We start from the raw sequence: 17,716 nt of genomic DNA, 5'->3' as shown, positions 1-17,716 counted from the left end.
CATCCGGGCCCGCCCGGCTGCGCGACGATTCGCCGCATGCTGACCGCACACGGCGGCCGTCGGCGCATCGGACGCCGGCTCAGCCCTTCCCGCCCGCGGCCGGCGACGCGTTCTTGACGATCGACATTGCCGATGCGATCGCACTGCCGAGATCCGCCAGGTTCGACGGCACGATCAGCGTATTGCCCTGCTTCGCGAGATTCGCGAACGCGCCGACATACTGCTCGGCGACCTTCAGGTTCACCGCGTCCATCCCGCCCTGCGACTGCATCGCGTTCGCGATCTTCTGGATCGCCTGCGCGTTCGCCTCGGCCACGGCAAGGATCGCGGCGGCCTCGCCCTGCGCCTGGTTGATCGCGGCCTGCCGCTCGCCTTCGGACTTCTGGATCGCCGCCTCGCGCGCACCCGACGCCAGGTTGATCTGTTCCTGCTTGCGACCTTCGGATGCGGCGATCAGCGCGCGCTTCTCGCGCTCCGCGGTGATCTGCGCCTGCATCGCGTGCAGGATCTCCTTCGGCGGCGTCAGGTCCTTGATCTCGTAGCGCAGCACCTTCACGCCCCAGTTCGCCGCGGCGTCGTCGAGCGCCGACACGATGCTGTGGTTGATGAAGTCGCGCTCCTCGAAGGTCTTGTCGAGCTCGAGCTTGCCGATCACCGAGCGCAGCATCGTTTGCGACAGCTGCGTGATCGCGAACACGAAGTTGCTCGACCCGTACGACGCCTTCATCGGGTCCATCACCTGGAAATACAGCACGCCGTCGACCTGCAACTGCGTGTTGTCGCGCGTAATGCAGATCTGGCTCGGCACGTCGAGCGGAATTTCCTTCAGCACGTGGCGGTACGCGATGCGATCGACGAATGGCAGCACGATGTTCAGCCCCGGCGACAGCGTCGCGTGATAACGCCCGAAGCGCTCGAGCACCCACGCATGCTGCTGCGGCACGATCTTCACCGTCTTCGACACGATCACGATCGCGATGACGAACAGGACAACCCAGATGATCAGCGAATCCATGAACTATTCCCTCCTTGTTTTATCAGCGGACGATCAGCCCGCGGGTTTCGCCACGACCACGAGACAGCTGCCGCGCACCGCGCTTACCTGATACACGTGCGCATCGTCGCGCTCGCCGTCCGCGAGTTCGACGTCCCAGTCGGCGCCGCGATACTGCACGCGCGCGCGACCGTCACGCCACGCGTCGACCGTGACGGTCGCGCCGATATCGAGATTGACGTCGGGATTCGTCGACGTATCTCGTTTCTGCTTGCGGCCGAGCCCCGATCGGCGCAGCGCGATCATCGCAACGATCGCGACCGCGGCCGCCGCGCCGAACTGCACGTGCGGCGCGAAACCGGCCAGTTGCAGCAACCCGCCCGCGAGAAAGCCGAGCGCGATCATCAGCAGGTAGAACGTGCCCGTCAGCAACTCGGCGACGACCAGCACGCCCACCGCGACCCACCAGAACAGATGCCCGGACATCATTGTGGTCTCCAGAAAACGCCCCCACGCTCACTTGCGTTGCATCGGACCGGAGTACGCGCCGAAGCGCTACTCCGGATCGACACGTTCACCGCCCCCCGAGGGGGCGGTCGGCACGCTTGGGGCGTGCCCGGTGCGTCCCGACAAACAAAAACACCCCGGTACCTACCGGGGTGTTTATAGCATGAACCTTGCATTTTGCCTTCAACGAAAGCACGGCAGGCCCGCGCTTTCGCCGAGGGTTCGTTACCGGCCGTTACTTCCGGTTGGCGAGCGCCTGCCACGTTTCGATGATCGTGTCCGGGTTCAGCGAGATCGACACGATGCCTTCGTCGGCCAGCCATTGCGCGAAATCCGGGTGATCGGACGGGCCCTGGCCGCAGATGCCGACGTACTTGCCCATCTTGCGGCAGGTATCGATCGCACGCTTCAGCAGGAACTTGACGGCCGGGTCGCGTTCGTCGAAGTCAACTGCCAGCAGTTCCATGCCCGAGTCGCGGTCGAGGCCGAGCGTGAGCTGCGTGAGGTCGTTCGAGCCGATCGAGAAACCGTCGAAGTGCTGCAGGAACTCTTCGGCGAGGATCGCGTTGGTCGGGACTTCGCACATCATCACGAGGCGCAGGCCGTTTTCGCCGCGCTTCAGGCCGAACTTCTCGAGCAGGCCGACGACACGCTCCGCCTGCTTCACGGTACGCACGAACGGCACCATGATCTCGACGTTGGTCAGGCCCATCTCGTCGCGCACGCGCTTCAGTGCACGGCACTCCATCTCGAACGCCGGCGCGAAGTCTTCAGCGATGTAGCGCGACGCGCCGCGGAAGCCCAGCATCGGGTTTTCCTCGTCCGGCTCGTAACGCGAACCGCCGATCAGCTTCTTGTACTCGTTCGACTTGAAGTCGGACAGGCGCACGATCACGGGCTTCGGATAGAACGCCGCGGCGATCGTCGCGACACCTTCCGTCAGCTTGTCGACGTAGAACTGACGCGGCGACGCGTGGCCGCGCGCGACGCTCTCGACGGCCTTCTTCAGGTCCTGGTCGATGTTCGGGTACTCGAGAATCGCCTTCGGGTGTACGCCGATGTTGTTGTTGATGATGAACTCGAGACGCGCGAGGCCCACACCGCCGTTCGGCAGTTGCGAGAAGTCGAACGCGAGCTGCGGGTTGCCGACGTTCATCATGATCTTGACCGGGATTTCCGGCAGTTCGCCGCGCTGCACTTCCGTGACTTCGGTTTCGAGCAGGCCGTCGTAGATCTTGCCTTCGTCGCCTTCCGCGCACGACACGGTAACGAGCGCGCCGTCCTTCAGCACATCGGTTGCATCGCCGCAGCCAACCACCGCCGGCACGCCGAGTTCGCGCGCGATGATCGCCGCGTGGCAGGTCCGGCCGCCACGGTTCGTGACGATCGCGGCCGCGCGCTTCATCACCGGCTCCCAGTTCGGGTCGGTCATGTCGGCAACCAGCACGTCGCCCGGCTGCACGCGTTCCATTTCCGACGGATCCTGGATCACGCGCACGGGCCCCGCGCCGATCTTCTGGCCGATCGCACGGCCCGTCGCGAGGACCTGCGACTGGCCCTTCAGCTTGAAGCGCTGCTCGGCCTTGCCGGTCGCCTGGCTCTTCACCGTTTCCGGGCGAGCCTGCAGGATGAAGATCTTGCCGTCGCGGCCGTCCTTGCCCCACTCGATGTCCATCGGACGCTGGTAGTGCTTCTCGATGATGACCGCGTACTTCGCCAGCTCGATCACGTCCTCGTCGGTGATCGAGTAGCGGTTGCGCTGCTCGTGCGGCACGTCGACCGTCTTCACGCGGCCCGGCTCGCCCGGCTGCGTGAATTCCATCTTGATCAGCTTCGAGCCGATCGAGCGGCGGATGATCGGGTACTTGTCCTGGGCGAGCGTCGTCTTGAACACATAGAACTCGTCCGGGTTCACTGCGCCCTGCACGACGGTTTCGCCCAGGCCGTAGCTCGACGTGATGAACACGGCGTCCTTGAAGCCCGATTCGGTGTCGATCGTGAACATCACGCCGGCTGCGCCGACGTCCGAGCGGACCATGCGCTGCACGCCGGCCGACAGTGCGACCTCGGCATGCGTGAAGCCCTTGTGCACGCGGTACGAGATCGCGCGGTCGTTATACAGCGACGCGAACACGTGCTTCATGCGGTCGAGCACGTCTTCGATGCCGACGACGTTCAGGTACGACTCCTGCTGGCCGGCGAACGATGCGTCGGGCAGGTCTTCCGCGGTCGCGGACGAGCGCACGGCGAACGACAGCTCGCCCGGCGAGCCGTTCTTCAGGACTTCGAACTGCGCGCAGATTTCCTGCTCGAGGCGCGCCTGCATCGGTGCGTCGACGATCCACTTGCGGATTTCGGCACCGGCCTCGGCGAGCGCCTTCACGTCGTCGATGTCGAGCGACTCGAGACGTTTGGCGATGCGGTCGGTAAGGTCGTTGTGCTCGAGGAAATCGCGAAAGGCGAGCGCGGTCGTGGCGAAACCGGTGGGCACGCGAACGCCTGCTTCGGAAAGCTGGCTGATCATCTCGCCGAGCGACGCATTCTTGCCGCCGACGATCTCCACATCGGTCATCCGCAACTGCTCGAACGGAATTACATACGCCTGGTCCTTTGCGACGTTTGCTGCGTTAGTCATACAAGCCCCTAAGTGTGAAAAAAATGCTCGATCGCGCAAGTGGGCTTGGACGCGGGCGCTTGCAAAAAGGCGCGGCGCGTCTTGCGCAACCTGTTAGATAAACAATCGCAGCGGCGGAAAATCTTCCGACCCGATTTGCAAAAATCCCGGCAGAACGGCGATATTTGCAGACAAATCGCCAAACTTGCCGGGAATATTGGAATCGAGCGGCCAGGCCGCGGGCGCCGTTCGCGCCCTGCCCCCGCAATTGCTTATCCAACAGGTTGCCGCTATTCTACCGTGCCGGCTGCCGGATGTGGCGCGACCTTGTCACTGCGTCTGGAGGCGAACCTCCAGCCGCCCCGCGCAACTGCCCTTCACGTTCGACACCCAGATTCATGCTGCCTACCGTTTTCATCGTCTCCGACGGCACCGGGATCACTGCCGAAACCTTCGCGCATTCGATCCTCTCCCAGTTCGACCAGAAATTCCGTCTCGTGCGCGTGCCGTTCGTCGACTCGCTCGACAAGGCCTATGCGACCGTCGAGAAGATCAACGAGGCCGCCGTGCACGACGGCCGCCGCGCGATCGTGTTCACGACGCTCGTCGACAGCGAGTCGAACGACATCGTCAAGCGCTCGAACGCGCTCGTGCTCGACATGTTCCAGCGCTTCGTCGAGCCGCTCGAGCAGGAGCTGGAGCTCAAGTCGAGCCACGCGATGGGCCGCGGCCACCAGAACGCGGACACCGAGGAATACAAGACGCGGATCGAGGCGATCAACTTCTCGCTCGCGCACGACGACGGCCAGTCGAACCGCAACCTGTCGGAAGCCGACGTGATCCTCGTCGGCGTGTCGCGCAGCGGCAAGACGCCGACGAGCCTGTATCTCGCGATGCAGTACGGCGTGAAGGCCGCGAACTATCCGCTGATTCCGGAAGACTTCGAACGCGGCAAGCTGCCGTCGGCGCTCTCCGCACACCGCGAGAAGCTGTTCGGGCTGTCGATCGACCCGCAGCGCCTGTCGGAGATCCGCAACGAGCGGCGGCCCGGCAGCAAGTACGCGGCGCCCGAGAACTGCCGCTACGAGATCAACGAGGCCGAAGCAATGATGCGCCGCGAAGGGATCAAGTGGCTGTCGTCGACACACAAGTCGATCGAGGAAATCGCGACGACGATCCTGCAGGAAATCCGCCTCGACCGGCAGTCGTACTGAGCGCCTGCGCGCTTGCGGCCGTCTGGCCGCCGCCGGAATCAAAAAGGCCGCGTCGAACGCGGCCTTTTTTCGTGGTGCGAGGAATGCCCGCATGCGGCATCATGCGCGCCGCTGCTGCCGCACCTGCTCGAACAGGCAAACCGCTGCTGCCGCCGCGACATTCAGCGACTCCATCCCGCCCGGCTGCGGAATCGTCACGCGATGCGTGGCCGCATCGCGCCAGAACGCCGATACGCCGGCGCCCTCGTTGCCGAACACCCATGCGACGGGCCCCGACAGGTCGCAGTCGTAGAGCGCCTGCGCGCCGTGCGAATCGGTCAGCGCGACCGGCACGTCGAGGCGTTCGGCGAGCGCCGCGGCTTCAACATCCTCGTGGATCGACAGCAGGAAATGCGCGCCCATGCCCGAACGCAGCACCTTCGACGACCACGCGTAGGCCGTGCCCGGCGCGCAGAACACGTGGCGCACGCCGGCAGCCGCGGCGCTGCGCAGGATCGAGCCGACGTTGCCGGCGTCCTGCACGCCGTCGAGCACGATCGACGTGTGCGTCACGCGCCCGGGCAGCGGGTGCGCCGGCCGGTCGACAAGCAACAGGAAACCGACGCCGTTGACGACGTTCGACAACTGTCCGAACAGCGCATCGGGCAACGTGACGACACGCTGCGCGTCGACGCGCGCAACGATCGCCTGCGCTTCGGCGTGGCCGAGTGCACCTTCTGTCGCCACACACAGCTCGGGCGTCGCGCCCGTGTCGAGATACGCGCTCGCGAGGTGGAACCCTTCGAGCAGCGCCTGGCCGCTGCGGCGCTGATGGTGCGTCGAACCCGCGAGCGCCTTCAGGCGCTTGTACAGCGGATTGTCGCGGGAAGTAATGCTTTTCATCGAATCAGGTCGAGTGCCGCGCGAACCGGCGCGAACGAGCGCCGGTGCGCTTCGCACGGGCCGTGCTCGCGCAGCGCGGCAAGGTGTTTCGCGGTGCCGTAACCCGCATGCACGTTGAAGCCGTACACCGGGAAGCGTTCGTGCAGGTCGACGAGCATGCGGTCGCGCGTGACCTTCGCGAGGATCGATGCTGCCGAGATGCTCGGTACGAGCGCATCGCCGCTGACGATCGCCTCGGCGCGCACCGTCAGCGTCGGGCAGCGGTTGCCGTCGATCTGCGCGAGCGTCGGCAGGACCGACAGGCCCTCGACGGCGCGCTTCATCGCGAGCATCGTCGCGTGCAGGATGTTCAGCGTATCGATTTCGTCGACGCTTGCCGACGCGACGCAATACGCGCGCGAACGCGTGACGATCAGGTCGTACAGCGCGTCGCGCTTCTTCGCGGACAGCGCCTTCGAATCGTCGAGCCCGTCGATCGGCTGCGCCGGATCGAGAATCACCGCAGCGGCCACCACCGGCCCCGCGAGCGGGCCGCGACCGGCTTCGTCGACGCCGCAGACGATCTCGTCGGGCCGGCTGAAGTCGAAACCGCCCTGCACGTCGCTCGACGCGCGGCGGCGCGGTGCACGTACTGCCGTCATGCGCGCCCCTTGCGTTGTTCGAGCACGCGCACGACCGCTTCGGCCGCCTTCGCGGCCGTGTTCTGCCGCAGCGAAAGATGCATTTCGGTAAACACTTCGGTCAGCGTGCGGCGGTTCGCGTCGTCGCGCAGTTGCGTGAGCGTCGCATCGGCGAGCGCCTCGGGCGTCGCGAAATGCTGCAGCAGCTCGGGCACGACGAAGCGCCCCGCCAGGATGTTCGGCAAGCCGACATACGGCAGGTAGCCCTGCCGGCGCATGATCTGCCCGGTCAGCCAGGGCACCTTGTACGAGATCACCATCGGCTTCTTCAGCAGCGCGGCTTCCAGCGTGACGGTGCCGCTCTTCACGAGGATCGCGTCGGCAGCCGTCATCGCAACCTGCGAACGGCCGTCGGTGATCGTCAGCGCAAGCTGCGGATGCGCGTCGACGAGTGGTTGCAGCAGCTCGCGCAGCGCGGGCGTTGCCGCCGGCATCACGAACCGCACACCGGGCTCGCGCTGCTGCATCAGCGCCATCGCCGCGAAAAACGTCGGGCCGATCAGCGCGATCTCCGAGCGCCGGCTGCCCGGCAGCACCGCGATCACGGGGCCGTCCGCAGGCAGGCCCAGCGCGATGCGCGCGCCGTGCGTGTCGGGCTCGAGCGGGATCTCGTCGGCCAGCGGATGGCCGACGTAAGTCGATGCAACGCCGGCCTTGTCGAGAATCGCCGGTTCGAACGGGAACAGGCACAGCATGTGATCGACGGACTTGGCGATCTTCTTGATCCGGCCGCCTCGCCATGCCCAGATCGACGGGCACACGAAGTGGATCGACGGGATGCCCGCGTCGCGCGCGGCCTGTTCGACGCTGAAGTTGAAATCCGGCGCGTCGACACCGATGAACGCGGCCGGTCGCTCCGCGAGCAGCTGGCGCTTCAGCTCGCCGCGAATCCGCAGGATCTCGGGAATCTGGCCCAACGCCTCGACATAACCGCGCACGGTCAGCTTGTCCATCTGCCAGTGCGAGTCGAAGCCCTGCGCGATCATCCGCGGCCCGCCGATCCCGTAATACTGGGCCGATTCGGGCAGGCGCTCGCGCAGCCCGCCGAGCAGCGACGCCGCGAGCAGGTCGCCCGATGGCTCGCCGGCCACCATCGCGAGCCGGAGCTGATTGGTCGGAAGCGGCATCGCTTAGCGGACGATGCCGCGTTGGGACGCGTCGATGAACTCGACGAGCGCCTTCACCGGTGCATCGCCGTCGCCGCCCGCCTCCGCCAGCTCGCGCAGCTGCACCTTCGCTTCCTCGAGCGACAGGCCGTTCTTGTACAGCAGGCGGTACGCGCTGCGCAGCGCCGAGATCGCATCGGCCGAGAAGCCGCGCCGGCGCAGCCCTTCGACGTTGATCCCGTGCGGCTCGGCCTTGTTGCCTGCCGCGATCACGAACGGCGGAATGTCCTGCACGAGCGCCGACGCGCCACCCAGCATCGAGTGCGCACCGATGCGCACGAACTGGTGAACACCCGACATCCCGCCGACGATCGCCCAGTCGCCGATCTCGACGTGGCCGGCCATCTGCGCGTTGCTCGACAGGATCACGTGGCTGCCGACACTGCAGTCATGGCCGATGTGCACATAGGCCATGATCCAGTTGTCGTCGCCGAGCGTCGTCACGCCGACGTCCTGCACGGTGCCCGTGTGGATCGTCGTGAATTCGCGGATCGTGTTGCGGTTGCCGATCACGAGCCTCGTCGGTTCGTCCTTGTACTTCATGTCCTGCGGACGGCCGCCGACCGACGCGTAATGGCCGATGCGGTTGTCCTCGCCGAGCACCGTGTGACCTTCGATCACACTGTGCGAGCCGATCGTCGTGCGCGCGCCGATCGTGACGTTCGGGCCGACGATCGCGTACGGGCCGATCTCGACCGATTCGTCGATCTGCGCGCCCGGTTCGACGATCGCGGTGGGATGAATCCTGGTCATGCGCCGTTGCCTCTCGATGTGATGTGTCGCGTTACGTTGCCGATGCGTGCCGCGTCGCTCAGGGCGCCGCGTCGGCCGTCTTGACCGTGCACATCAATTCGGCTTCCGCCGCCACCTTGCCGTCCACTTCCGCCACCGCCTTGAACTTCCAGATGCCGCGGATGTAGCGTTCGAACGTCACGTTCAGAATCAGTTGGTCGCCCGGTTCGACCACGCGCTTGAAGCGCGCGCCGTCGATCCCGACGAAGTAGTACAGCGTGTTCTCCGGATCCTTCGGCTGCTCTTCCGCGAAGGTCAGCAGCGCCGCGGCCTGCGCGAGCGCCTCGAGGATCAGCACGCCCGGCATCACCGGCCGCTTCGGGAAGTGCCCCTGGAAGAACGGCTCGTTGATCGACACGTTCTTCAGCGCTTTGATCCCTTTGTGCGGCTCGAGTTCGAGCACGCGATCGACGAGCAGAATCGGGTAGCGATGCGGCAGCAGCGTGAGGATCTTGTGGATGTCGAGATTGATTTTTTCAGTGCTCATGATGGTTCGTCTCACGCAGAGGCTGCGCGGTGGTGATGCAAAGGCTGAAGCGGGCCGCCGCGCGGCCCAGTCTGGCAAACCGGGCCGGTTGCGCTGGCCGTGCCCGGTTGGTGGTCTCGCATGGCGCGCTCAGGCGTCCGTGCCGCCCTGGGCGGCGAGCGCGGCTTCGAGCGCCTTGATGCGGTCGCGCAGCTTGTCGAGGTTGCGCACGAGCGCGGCGCTCTTGTTCCATTCGCCGTGGTCGACGGCCGGGAACGCGCTGGTATAGATGCCGGCTTTCGGCAGCGACTTCGAGACGCCCGACTTCGCGGTGATGATCACGTAGTCGCCGAGCGTTACATGGCCGGCGATCCCCGCCGCGCCGCCGATCATGCAGTGGCGGCCGATCGTCGTGCTGCCCGCGATGCCCGCGCTGCCCGCGATCACGGTATAGGCTCCGATCCGGCAGTTGTGGCCGATCTGCACCTGGTTGTCGATCTTCACGCATTCCTCGATGACGGTGTCCGCCATCGCGCCGCGGTCGATCGTCGTGTTCGCGCCGATCTCGACGTCCGGGCCGATCGATACGCCGCCGACCTGCGGGATCTTGACCCAGCTGCCGGTGCGCGCGTCGCCGTCGCCGACGAAATCCGGCGCGAAGCCGAAGCCGTCGGAGCCGATCACCGCGCCAGAATGAACGATCGCGCGCGGGCCGACCTTGCAGCCGTGGTACACCGATGCGTTCGGATAGAGGTGCGAGCCTGCGCCGATCGTCGTGCCGCGGCCGACGAATACGTTCGCGTCGAGCTGCACGCCGTCCTCGATCACCGCGCCGGCCTCGACCGTCACGTGCGGGCCGATCACCGCGCTCGCGGCGACCTTCGCAGCCGGATCGATCGTCGCGCTCGGATGCACGCCGGCGGCGCGCGGCGGCGCGGCCAGATCGATGAACATCTGCGCGACGCGCGCGAAGTACGCGTACGGATTCGGCGTCACGATGAAATTGCGGGGGCCGCTAGCGGCCGCGCCCAGCTTTTCCAGATCCTTCGGTGCGATCAGCACCGCGCCTGCGCGGGTCGACTCAACCTGCGACAGGTACTTCGGATTCGCGAGGAACGCGAGTTGCTGAGGGCCTGCCTGGTCGAGCGGTGCGAGCCCGCTCACCTTGCACTGTGCGTCGCCGGCGATCTCGCCGCCGAACCGCTTTACGAGTTCCTCAAGCGTCAATGCCATTCGTCGTCTGCTCCGTTCAGTTCGTCGAGCCGGACGCGAGCGCCTTGAGCACCTTGTCGGTGATGTCGATGCGCGGGCTGACGTACACGGCTTCCTGCACGATCAGGTCGTAGTTCTGCTGCTCGGCGATCTGCTTGATGACCTTGTTCGCCCGCTCCAGCACGGCCGCCAGTTCCTCGTTGCGACGCTGGTTCAGGTCCTCGCGGAACTCGCGCTGCTTGCGCTGGAAATCGGTGTCGAGCTGAGCGAGATCGCGCTGCTTCTGCGCGCGATCGGCCGCCGACAGCGACGTGCCACCCTTGTCGAGCGAATCGGACATCGACTTCAGACGCGCCGCCAGATCCTGCAGATCCTTGTCGCGCTTCGCGAACTCGGCTTCGAGCTTCGTCTGCGCCGCCTTTGCGGGCGCCGACTCGCGCAGGATCCGATCCGAATTGACCGCCGCGATGCGGGCGACGTCCTGTGCGTGAACCGTCGCCGCGCCCAGGGCCAGCGCAACGGTCAGCGCGCACATCACTCGTTTCGAAAACTTACCGGTTAGCAAAATTACCCTCTCGTTGCTGTTGTCATGCGTTCGATCAGAACGCTGTCCCGATCTGGAACTGGAATTTCTGGTACTGGTCGCCTTCGTGCTTCTGCAGCGGGAAGCCGAGGCTCAGCTTCAGCGGGCCGATCGGCGAGATCCACGCGAGACCCACACCGTAGCCGTAACGCAGACCGTTCGCGCCCGTGCTCGTGCCGCCCGGCGCATTGCCCCACACGTTACCGCCGTCGAGGAACGTGAACACGCGCAGCGTGCGGTCGTAGCCGGTGCCCGGCAGCGGGAACGTCAGCTCGATGTTGCCGACGAGCATCTTCGAACCGCCGATCGGGTCGTTCGTCTTCGTGTCGCGCGGGCCCAGCGAGCTCGGCTCGTAGCCGCGCACGGAGCCGATACCGCCCGCGTAGTAGTTCTTGAAGATCGGGTACGGGTTGCCGATACCGTTACCGTAGCCGCCTTGCAGGTTCAGGCCCAGGATGAAGCCGCGCGAGAACGAATAGTAGTACTGCGCCTGCAGGTCGGCCTTGTAGTACTGGATCTTGCCGACCGGCACGCCGTACTCCATGTTCGCCTGCGTGAAGTAACCGCGGCTCGGAATCAGCGCGCTGTCGCGCGCGTCGCGCGACCACGCGACGGTCAGCGGCACCGTGTTCGACACGCGGCCGAACTGGTTCACGTAATCCTGGTAGCTCTGCGGCGTGTTCGAATCGACGTCGAGGCGGTTCTGCTCGAAGCCCGCGCCGAAGTAGACGGTGTCGACTTCCGAGAACGGGATGCCGAACTTCAGGTTGCCGCCCGCGCTGATGATCCGGAAGCTCGAGCTGGTCGAATAGTAGAGCGGCTGGTACGTGCGGTAGTAGACGTCCGTGATCCGCTTGATGCCGTCGACCGTGAAGTACGGGTCGACCTGCGTGACGGTCAGCGTGCGGTAGCTCTTCGCGGTGTTGACGTTCACCGACAGGCTGGTGCCCGAACCGAACACGTTGTCCTGCGACACGCCGGCCGACAGCACGACCTTGTCCGTCGACGAGAAGCCGGCACCCAGCGTGATCGCGCCGGTCGGCTTTTCGTCGACCTTCACGTTCACGTCGACCTGGTCGTTCGTGCCTTCGACCGGCACCGTCGTCACGTCGACGTTGGTGAAGTAGCCGAGACGGTTCACGCGGTCCTTCGACAGCGCGAGGCGGTTCGAATCGAACCACGAGCTTTCGAGCTGGCGCATTTCGCGGCGCACCACTTCGTCGCGCGTGCGCGTGTTGCCGACGACGTTGATGCGGCGCACATACACGCGGCGGCTCGGATCGACGACGAGGTTCAGGTTCACCTTGTGGTTCGCCTGGTCGATGTCCGGCTGCGCGTTGACGGCCGCGAATGCGTAGCCGTATTCACCGAGCTTGTCGACGATCGACTTGGTGGTCTGCTGCAGCTTTTCGGCCGAGAAGCGGTCGCCCGGCTTGATCTTGATCAGCTTGTTGAGTTCGGCTTCGCGGTCGAGCAGGTTGCCCGACAGCTTGATGCCCGACACCGTGTACGGCTCGCCTTCGTGCAGCGTGACCGTCAGGTACATGTCCTTCTTGTCGGGCGAGATCGACACCTGGGTCGATTCGATGTTGAACTCGAGGTAGCCGTGGTTCAGGTAGTACGAGCGCACGGCCTCGAGGTCGCCCGTCAGCTTTTCCTTCGAGTACAGGTCGTTCTTCGTGTACCACGAGAACCAGTTCGGCGTCGAAAGCTGCATCTCGTCGCGCAGCGTGCTGGTGCTGAACGCCTTGTTGCCGATGAAGTTGATCTGGCGGATCTTCGCGCTCGGGCCTTCGGCCACCGCGAACAGGATCGACACGCGGTTCGCATCGACCGGCGTGACCGTCGTCTTGACTTCGGCCGCGTAGAAGCCGCGCGTCAGGTACTGGCGCTTGAGCTCCTGCTCCGCCTTGTCGACGAGCGCCTTGTCGTAGTAGCGGCCGTCGGCGAGACCGACTGCGCGCAGCGCCTTCGTCAGGTTGTCCTTGTCGAATTCCTTCGTGCCGGTGAAGTCGATCGACGCGATGGCCGGACGCTCCTGCACCTGCACGATCACGACGTTGCCTTGCGTGGCGATGCGCACGTCGTTGAAAAAGCCCGTCGCATACAGCGCGCGAATTGCTTCGGATGCCTTGTCGTCCGTGAAGGTATCGCCCTGCTTGATCGGCAGATAGGCGAACACCGAACCCGCTTCGACGCGCTGCAGCCCCTCGATCTTGATGTCTTGCACCACGAACGGTGCCGCTGCATGCGCCGCGAGGCCGTGCGCGGCGAGCGCGGCCGCTGCAACTGTCTTAGGTACAAAGCGATGAGGTTTGAACAACATGCATCCCCAATATTTAAGCTGCATCAAATCGGGCGGCTGCCCAGCGGCGGCCGCCTGACGCTTCAGAAATGGATTAGCCGAGCCAGATCGTTGAACAGCGCGATCGCCGACAACGCGACGATGCAGATCAACCCGGCTCTTTGCAGAATCAGTTGCCAGCGCTCCGAGACGGCTTTCCCGGTCGCGGCTTCAACCGCATAATATAACAGATGCCCCCCGTCCAAAACGGGAATCGGCAACAAGTTCAGGACGCCAAGGCTAATGCTGACAAGGGCGAGGAACGACAGGAACGCCGACGGACCGAGCCGCGCGCTCTTGCCCGCGTAGTCGGCGATCGTCACGGGGCCGGACAGGTTCTTCAGCGACGCGTTGCCCGTGATCATCCGCCCGAACATTCGCAGCGAATACACGGAGATGTCCCACGTGCGGTGCACGCCGAGCCGCAGGCTCTCGATCGGCCCGTAGCGCACGTCGACGGACGGCGCGTGCATCGACAGCGCCGCGCCGATGCGGCCGACCTGCTGCCCCGATTCGTCGTCGCGCTGCATCTGCGGCACGATCGATACCGTCTGCGCGGCGCCGCCGCGCTCGATCTGCAGGTCGAGCGCCTTGCCCGCATGGTGCTTGACGGAATCGATGAAGCGCGACGCGCCGCCGATCGGCTTGCCGTCGAGCGCCACCAGCTTGTCGCCGGCCTTCAGGCCCGCCTGCTCCGCCGCGCTGCCGGGCTGCACCGACGCGACCGACAGCGTGCCGCCGCCGGCCTCGAAGCCCAGGTGCGTCATGAGATCGTCGTCGAGCTGACTTTCGGGAACATTGCGGAGGTCGACGCGGAAATCGAACGTCGTGCTGCCGTCGCGCGCACCGAGCACGACCTCGCGATGATCGAACGCGGCCGACAGCAGCTTCCAGTGCAGGTCCGACCACGACCGCACCGGCTCCGACTCGGCGCCCTGCGCGTCGCCTACGCGCACGTTGCGGATCGACACGATCGTCTCGCCGCCGTCGAAGCCCGCGCGGGCCGCCACCGTGCCGGCGGCCGGCGGCGCGACGATCGCGGCCGGCTCGGTCACGCCAGTGGCGAATACAACGGAAAACAGCACGATTGCCAACAGGAAGTTCGCAATCGGCCCGGCCGCGACGATCGCGATGCGCTTGTAGACCGACTGGCGGTTGAACGCCTGGCCGAGTTCCTCCGGCTTGACGCCGGGGCCCGGGTCGCGCTCGTCGAGCATCTTCACGTAGCCGCCGAGCGGCAGCGCGGACAGCGTCCACTCGGTGCCCGTCCTGCGGCTGACCCAGCGCGCGACGGGCTGCCCGAAGCCGATCGAGAAACGCAGCACCTTCACGCCGCACCAGCGCGCGACGCGATAATGTCCGTACTCATGCACGACGACCAGCACCCCGATCGCCACCGCAAACGCGATCAGTTCGACCAGCACGTTCATGAGCACTCCATTCAGACAGCACGCTCCACGCGGGGCGCAGGCGCTTTTGCAATGATCGCGGCGGCGAGGCGGCGTGCCTCGGCATCCGCCGCCAGGACGTCGTCGAGCCCGTCGGGCGCACGGTTCGGCAGCGCGTTGAGCACTGCGTCGACCGTCGCCGCGATCGCCATGAAGCCGATCCGGCGCTCGAGAAACGCTTCGACCGCAACCTCGTTCGCCGCGTTCAATGCGGCGCTCGCGATGCCGCCTTCCTCAAGCGCCTTCAGCGCGAGCGCGAGGCACGGGAAGCGCGCGTAATCGGGCTTCTCGAACGACAACTGCGCGATCTGCGCGAGGTCGAGCTGGTCGACGCCCGCATCGACGCGATCGGGAAACGCAAGCGCGTGCGCGATCGGCGTGCGCATGTCGGGGTTGCCGAGCTGCGCGAGCACCGAGCCGTCGCGGTACGACACGAGCGAGTGGATCACGCTCTGCGGATGGATCAGCACGTCGATCCGGTCGCCCGGCAGCCCGAAGATCCAGTGCGCCTCGATCACCTCGAGACCCTTGTTCATCATCGTCGCGGAATCGACCGAGATCTTGCGGCCCATCACCCAGTTCGGGTGCTTGCACGCCTCGTCCGGCGTCACGTCGACGAGCGTGGCCGGCTCGCGCGTGCGGAACGGGCCGCCCGACGCGGTCAGGATGATCTTCGAGATCCCGCCGTGCTCGCCCGCATCGCGCGGCATGCACTGGAAGATCGCGTTGTGTTCGCTGTCGACCGGCAGCAGGATCGCGCCATGGTCGCGCACGGCGTCCATGAAGATCGCGCCCGACATCACGAGCGCCTCCTTGTTCGCGAGCAGGATCCGCTTGCCGGCGCGCGCGGCCGCGAGGCTCGGCGCCAGGCCGGCCGCACCGACGATCGCCGCGACCACCGTGTCGCAGCCGTCGCTCTTCGACACGTCGACGAGCGCCTGCGGCCCGTGCAGCACGACCGTCTTGCTGCCCGCCGCGCGCAGTTTCGCTTCGACGTGCGCGGCTGTCGCGGCATCGCCGACCACCGCCACTTCAGGCGCGAAGCGCAGACACTGCTCGACGAGCTTGTCGCCGTTGCGGTGCGCGGTCAGCGCGTAGACCGAGAATCGCTCGGGATGGCGCGCGACCACGTCGAGCGTGCTGTCTCCGATCGAGCCCGTGGAACCGAGCAATGTCAGACGTTTTTGCATAACAGAGATAATGGTTTAACCAAGCAGCAGCATCGCGAGCGGCAGCACCGGCAGCAGCGCGTCGACACGGTCGAGCACACCCCCATGGCCAGGCAGCAGCCCGCTCGAATCCTTTACCCCGGCCTGCCGCTTCAGCAGCGACTCGAACAGGTCGCCGATCACGCTGTAAGCGACCAGCAGCGTCAGCGCGGCCCATGCACCGGGCATTCCGTAGCGCACGGCGAATGCGGAAAACAGGGTCGGCTCGAACGCATGCACGGCCATCGCGACACCGGCGACGACCATCACCGCAAGCCAGCCGCCGATCGCACCTTCCCAGCTCTTGCCGGGACTGATCGTAATGGCCAGTTTACGCTTTCCGAAGGCCTTGCCCGCGAAGTATGCGCCGATATCGGCCAGCCAGACGACCAGAAGCAGCGACAGCACGAACGGCACGCCCTGCGCGCGCGCCGCGACGAGCGCATGCCAGCAGGCTGCAAACACGACAAGCCCGGCCGCCAGCAGGAACGGCCGCCAGACGCCGCCCGAAAGTTCGGGCTTGCGCCGCAGCGCGAACGGGCCGACCAGCAGCCAGAACACGCCGGCCGCCATGAAAAGGGGACGGGATCCAGCCGCATCGATGCCGAACGGCGTGGTGGCCGCCAGCGCAAGCGCCGCGACGACCGCATAGACGACCGGGCCGGCGCCACCGAGCTTCAGCAGACGCGCCCATTCCCACGCGGCGAACACGAGCACGACGCCGATCAGGGCCCCGAACCCGGCCAGCGGCGCGAACAGCGTCACCGGCAGCAGCACTGCCAGCATCACGAGTGCCGTGATCACACGGGTTTTCAGCATGAAAGGGAATCGACGTTCTGCGATTGCGGTTCGAGCTGCGCGCTCGTGCGCCCGAAACGGCGCTCGCGCTCGGTATACGACGCCATCGCGTCGGCCAGTGCCGCGCCGTCGAAATCCGGCCAGTATTTGTCGGTGAAATAGAATTCGGCGTACGCGAGCTGCCACAGCAGGAAGTTGCTGACGCGCTGTTCGCCGCCGGTGCGGATGAAGAGATCGGGCTCCGGCGCATAGGCCATCGCCAGGTGCGGCGCGAATGCGTCCTCGGTCACTTCGACCTCGCGACCCTCGCGCACGGCCTGCTCGACGAGTTTCTTCGTCGCCTGCAGGATGTCCCACCGGCCGCCGTAGTTGGCAGCGATGGTGAGCGTAAGACGGGTGTTGCGCGCCGTCTTGGTTTCGGCGCGGCGAATCAGTTCACGGATGCGCGGCTCGAAGCGATCGAGATCGCCGACGACACGCAGGCGGATCCCGTTCGCATGCAGCTTGCCCACCTCGCGCTCGAGCGCAGTGATGAAGAGCCGCATCAGGAACGACACTTCGTCGTTCGGCCGGCGCCAGTTTTCGGAACTGAACGCAAACAGCGTCAGGTATTCGACGCCGGCGCGCGCGCAGCCTTCGACCACCGCCCGCACGGCATCGACGCCGCGGGTATGCCCCGCGACGCGCGGCAAGCGGCGTTCGGTGGCCCAACGGCCGTTGCCGTCCATGATGATCGCGATGTGACGCGGCACGACGCCGACGTCAGGCACGCGAACGGTAGAGCTGGTATAGGTCATGGCCGTTGAGA

The 17,716-nt window shown here is 65.9% G+C and carries 16 protein-coding genes; 1 reads left to right on the top strand and 15 read right to left on the bottom strand.

What is annotated here, in order from left to right:
- Positions 1-79 precede the first annotated feature (79 nt).
- From OEJ37_RS23035 to ppsA, 3 genes are all read right to left on the bottom strand, one after another.
- Positions 80-1,015, bottom strand: coding sequence for an SPFH domain-containing protein (locus OEJ37_RS23035; protein ID WP_174420218.1), 936 nt, complete (start codon positions 1,013-1,015; stop codon positions 80-82).
- Positions 1,016-1,048: 33 nt separating this feature from the next.
- Positions 1,049-1,483 (bottom strand): NfeD family protein, encoded by a 435-nt coding sequence (locus tag OEJ37_RS23030; protein WP_152864445.1) that lies wholly within the window; start codon positions 1,481-1,483, stop codon positions 1,049-1,051.
- Positions 1,484-1,736: 253 nt separating this feature from the next.
- The gene (gene ppsA, locus OEJ37_RS23025; protein WP_263345886.1) at positions 1,737-4,136 is read right to left on the bottom strand and encodes a phosphoenolpyruvate synthase; all 2,400 of its coding nucleotides are present in this window, start codon (positions 4,134-4,136) and stop codon (positions 1,737-1,739) included.
- Positions 4,137-4,513: 377 nt separating this feature from the next.
- Between ppsA and OEJ37_RS23020 the strand changes: the two genes are divergently transcribed.
- A complete protein-coding gene (locus OEJ37_RS23020; RefSeq protein ID WP_047900996.1) occupies positions 4,514-5,329 on the top strand; it encodes a pyruvate, water dikinase regulatory protein in 816 nt (271 codons plus the stop codon).
- A 99-nt stretch (positions 5,330-5,428) separates the two neighbouring features.
- Here the strand turns inward: OEJ37_RS23020 and OEJ37_RS23015 are convergent, their stop codons facing one another.
- The 12 genes from OEJ37_RS23015 to uppS form a co-directional block, all read right to left on the bottom strand.
- Positions 5,429-6,211 carry a TrmH family RNA methyltransferase gene (locus OEJ37_RS23015; RefSeq protein ID WP_174420220.1) on the bottom strand — a complete coding sequence of 261 codons (783 nt, stop codon included), beginning with the start codon at positions 6,209-6,211 and terminating at the stop codon, positions 5,429-5,431.
- Positions 6,208-6,852 carry a ribonuclease HII gene (gene rnhB, locus OEJ37_RS23010; RefSeq protein WP_174420221.1) on the bottom strand — a complete coding sequence of 215 codons (645 nt, stop codon included), beginning with the start codon at positions 6,850-6,852 and terminating at the stop codon, positions 6,208-6,210. Before rnhB ends, OEJ37_RS23015 begins: the two co-directional genes overlap by 4 nt.
- Positions 6,849-8,018, bottom strand: coding sequence for a lipid-A-disaccharide synthase (gene lpxB, locus OEJ37_RS23005; protein ID WP_152864453.1), 1,170 nt, complete (start codon positions 8,016-8,018; stop codon positions 6,849-6,851). The genes rnhB and lpxB overlap by 4 nt, the downstream gene beginning before the upstream one ends.
- Before the next feature lie 3 nt (positions 8,019-8,021).
- Entirely contained in the window at positions 8,022-8,810 is a 789-nt protein-coding gene (lpxA, locus tag OEJ37_RS23000) for an acyl-ACP--UDP-N-acetylglucosamine O-acyltransferase (protein ID WP_174420222.1), read from the bottom strand.
- Positions 8,811-8,868: 58 nt separating this feature from the next.
- Positions 8,869-9,336, bottom strand: a complete 468-nt coding sequence (gene fabZ, locus OEJ37_RS22995; protein WP_006495559.1) for a 3-hydroxyacyl-ACP dehydratase FabZ — start codon at positions 9,334-9,336, stop codon at positions 8,869-8,871.
- Between the two features lie 129 nt (positions 9,337-9,465).
- Positions 9,466-10,548, bottom strand: a complete 1,083-nt coding sequence (gene lpxD / locus OEJ37_RS22990) for a UDP-3-O-(3-hydroxymyristoyl)glucosamine N-acyltransferase (RefSeq protein WP_263345880.1) — start codon at positions 10,546-10,548, stop codon at positions 9,466-9,468.
- A gap of 16 nt (positions 10,549-10,564) precedes the next feature.
- Positions 10,565-11,062, bottom strand: a complete 498-nt coding sequence (locus OEJ37_RS22985; RefSeq protein ID WP_034185423.1) for an OmpH family outer membrane protein — start codon at positions 11,060-11,062, stop codon at positions 10,565-10,567.
- 64 nt (positions 11,063-11,126) lie between these two features.
- Positions 11,127-13,436: an outer membrane protein assembly factor BamA gene (bamA, locus tag OEJ37_RS22980; protein ID WP_174420224.1), complete on the bottom strand. Its 2,310-nt coding sequence runs from the start codon at positions 13,434-13,436 to the stop codon at positions 11,127-11,129.
- 62 nt (positions 13,437-13,498) lie between these two features.
- Positions 13,499-14,884, bottom strand: a complete 1,386-nt coding sequence (gene rseP, locus OEJ37_RS22975; RefSeq protein WP_175920242.1) for an RIP metalloprotease RseP — start codon at positions 14,882-14,884, stop codon at positions 13,499-13,501.
- An 11-nt stretch (positions 14,885-14,895) separates the two neighbouring features.
- Positions 14,896-16,092, bottom strand: a complete 1,197-nt coding sequence (locus tag OEJ37_RS22970; protein WP_152864465.1) for a 1-deoxy-D-xylulose-5-phosphate reductoisomerase — start codon at positions 16,090-16,092, stop codon at positions 14,896-14,898.
- 15 nt (positions 16,093-16,107) lie between these two features.
- Positions 16,108-16,929, bottom strand: coding sequence for a phosphatidate cytidylyltransferase (locus tag OEJ37_RS22965; protein ID WP_174420227.1), 822 nt, complete (start codon positions 16,927-16,929; stop codon positions 16,108-16,110).
- Positions 16,923-17,705: a polyprenyl diphosphate synthase gene (gene uppS, locus OEJ37_RS22960; RefSeq protein WP_174420228.1), complete on the bottom strand. Its 783-nt coding sequence runs from the start codon at positions 17,703-17,705 to the stop codon at positions 16,923-16,925. The genes OEJ37_RS22965 and uppS overlap by 7 nt, the downstream gene beginning before the upstream one ends.
- Between the last annotated feature and the right edge of the window lie 11 nt (positions 17,706-17,716).

The sequence above is a fragment of the Burkholderia sp. BKH01 genome (genome assembly GCF_025685725.1).
GTDB lineage: Bacteria > Pseudomonadota > Gammaproteobacteria > Burkholderiales > Burkholderiaceae > Burkholderia > Burkholderia pyrrocinia_C.
The sequence above is the reverse complement of the archived record's forward strand: the minus strand, read 5'-3'. Positions and strand labels throughout refer to the sequence as shown.

Excerpts from the sequence above, each read along its gene's own strand:
- OEJ37_RS23035 (WP_174420218.1), bottom strand. The coding sequence starts at position 1,015 with ATGGATTCGCTGATCATCTGGGTTGTCCTGTTCGTCATCGCGATCGTG.
- OEJ37_RS23030 (WP_152864445.1), bottom strand. The coding sequence starts at position 1,483 with ATGATGTCCGGGCATCTGTTCTGGTGGGTCGCGGTGGGCGTGCTGGTC.
- ppsA (WP_263345886.1), bottom strand. The coding sequence starts at position 4,136 with ATGACTAACGCAGCAAACGTCGCAAAGGACCAGGCGTATGTAATTCCG.
- OEJ37_RS23020 (WP_047900996.1), top strand. The coding sequence starts at position 4,514 with ATGCTGCCTACCGTTTTCATCGTCTCCGACGGCACCGGGATCACTGCC.
- OEJ37_RS23015 (WP_174420220.1), bottom strand. The coding sequence starts at position 6,211 with ATGAAAAGCATTACTTCCCGCGACAATCCGCTGTACAAGCGCCTGAAG.
- rnhB (WP_174420221.1), bottom strand. The coding sequence starts at position 6,852 with ATGACGGCAGTACGTGCACCGCGCCGCCGCGCGTCGAGCGACGTGCAG.
- lpxB (WP_152864453.1), bottom strand. The coding sequence starts at position 8,018 with ATGCCGCTTCCGACCAATCAGCTCCGGCTCGCGATGGTGGCCGGCGAG.
- lpxA (WP_174420222.1), bottom strand. The coding sequence starts at position 8,810 with ATGACCAGGATTCATCCCACCGCGATCGTCGAACCGGGCGCGCAGATC.
- fabZ (WP_006495559.1), bottom strand. The coding sequence starts at position 9,336 with ATGAGCACTGAAAAAATCAATCTCGACATCCACAAGATCCTCACGCTG.
- lpxD (WP_263345880.1), bottom strand. The coding sequence starts at position 10,548 with ATGGCATTGACGCTTGAGGAACTCGTAAAGCGGTTCGGCGGCGAGATC.
- OEJ37_RS22985 (WP_034185423.1), bottom strand. The coding sequence starts at position 11,062 with ATGTGCGCGCTGACCGTTGCGCTGGCCCTGGGCGCGGCGACGGTTCAC.
- bamA (WP_174420224.1), bottom strand. The coding sequence starts at position 13,436 with ATGTTGTTCAAACCTCATCGCTTTGTACCTAAGACAGTTGCAGCGGCC.
- rseP (WP_175920242.1), bottom strand. The coding sequence starts at position 14,884 with ATGAACGTGCTGGTCGAACTGATCGCGTTTGCGGTGGCGATCGGGGTG.
- OEJ37_RS22970 (WP_152864465.1), bottom strand. The coding sequence starts at position 16,092 with ATGCAAAAACGTCTGACATTGCTCGGTTCCACGGGCTCGATCGGAGAC.
- OEJ37_RS22965 (WP_174420227.1), bottom strand. The coding sequence starts at position 16,929 with ATGCTGAAAACCCGTGTGATCACGGCACTCGTGATGCTGGCAGTGCTG.
- uppS (WP_174420228.1), bottom strand. The coding sequence starts at position 17,705 with ATGACCTATACCAGCTCTACCGTTCGCGTGCCTGACGTCGGCGTCGTG.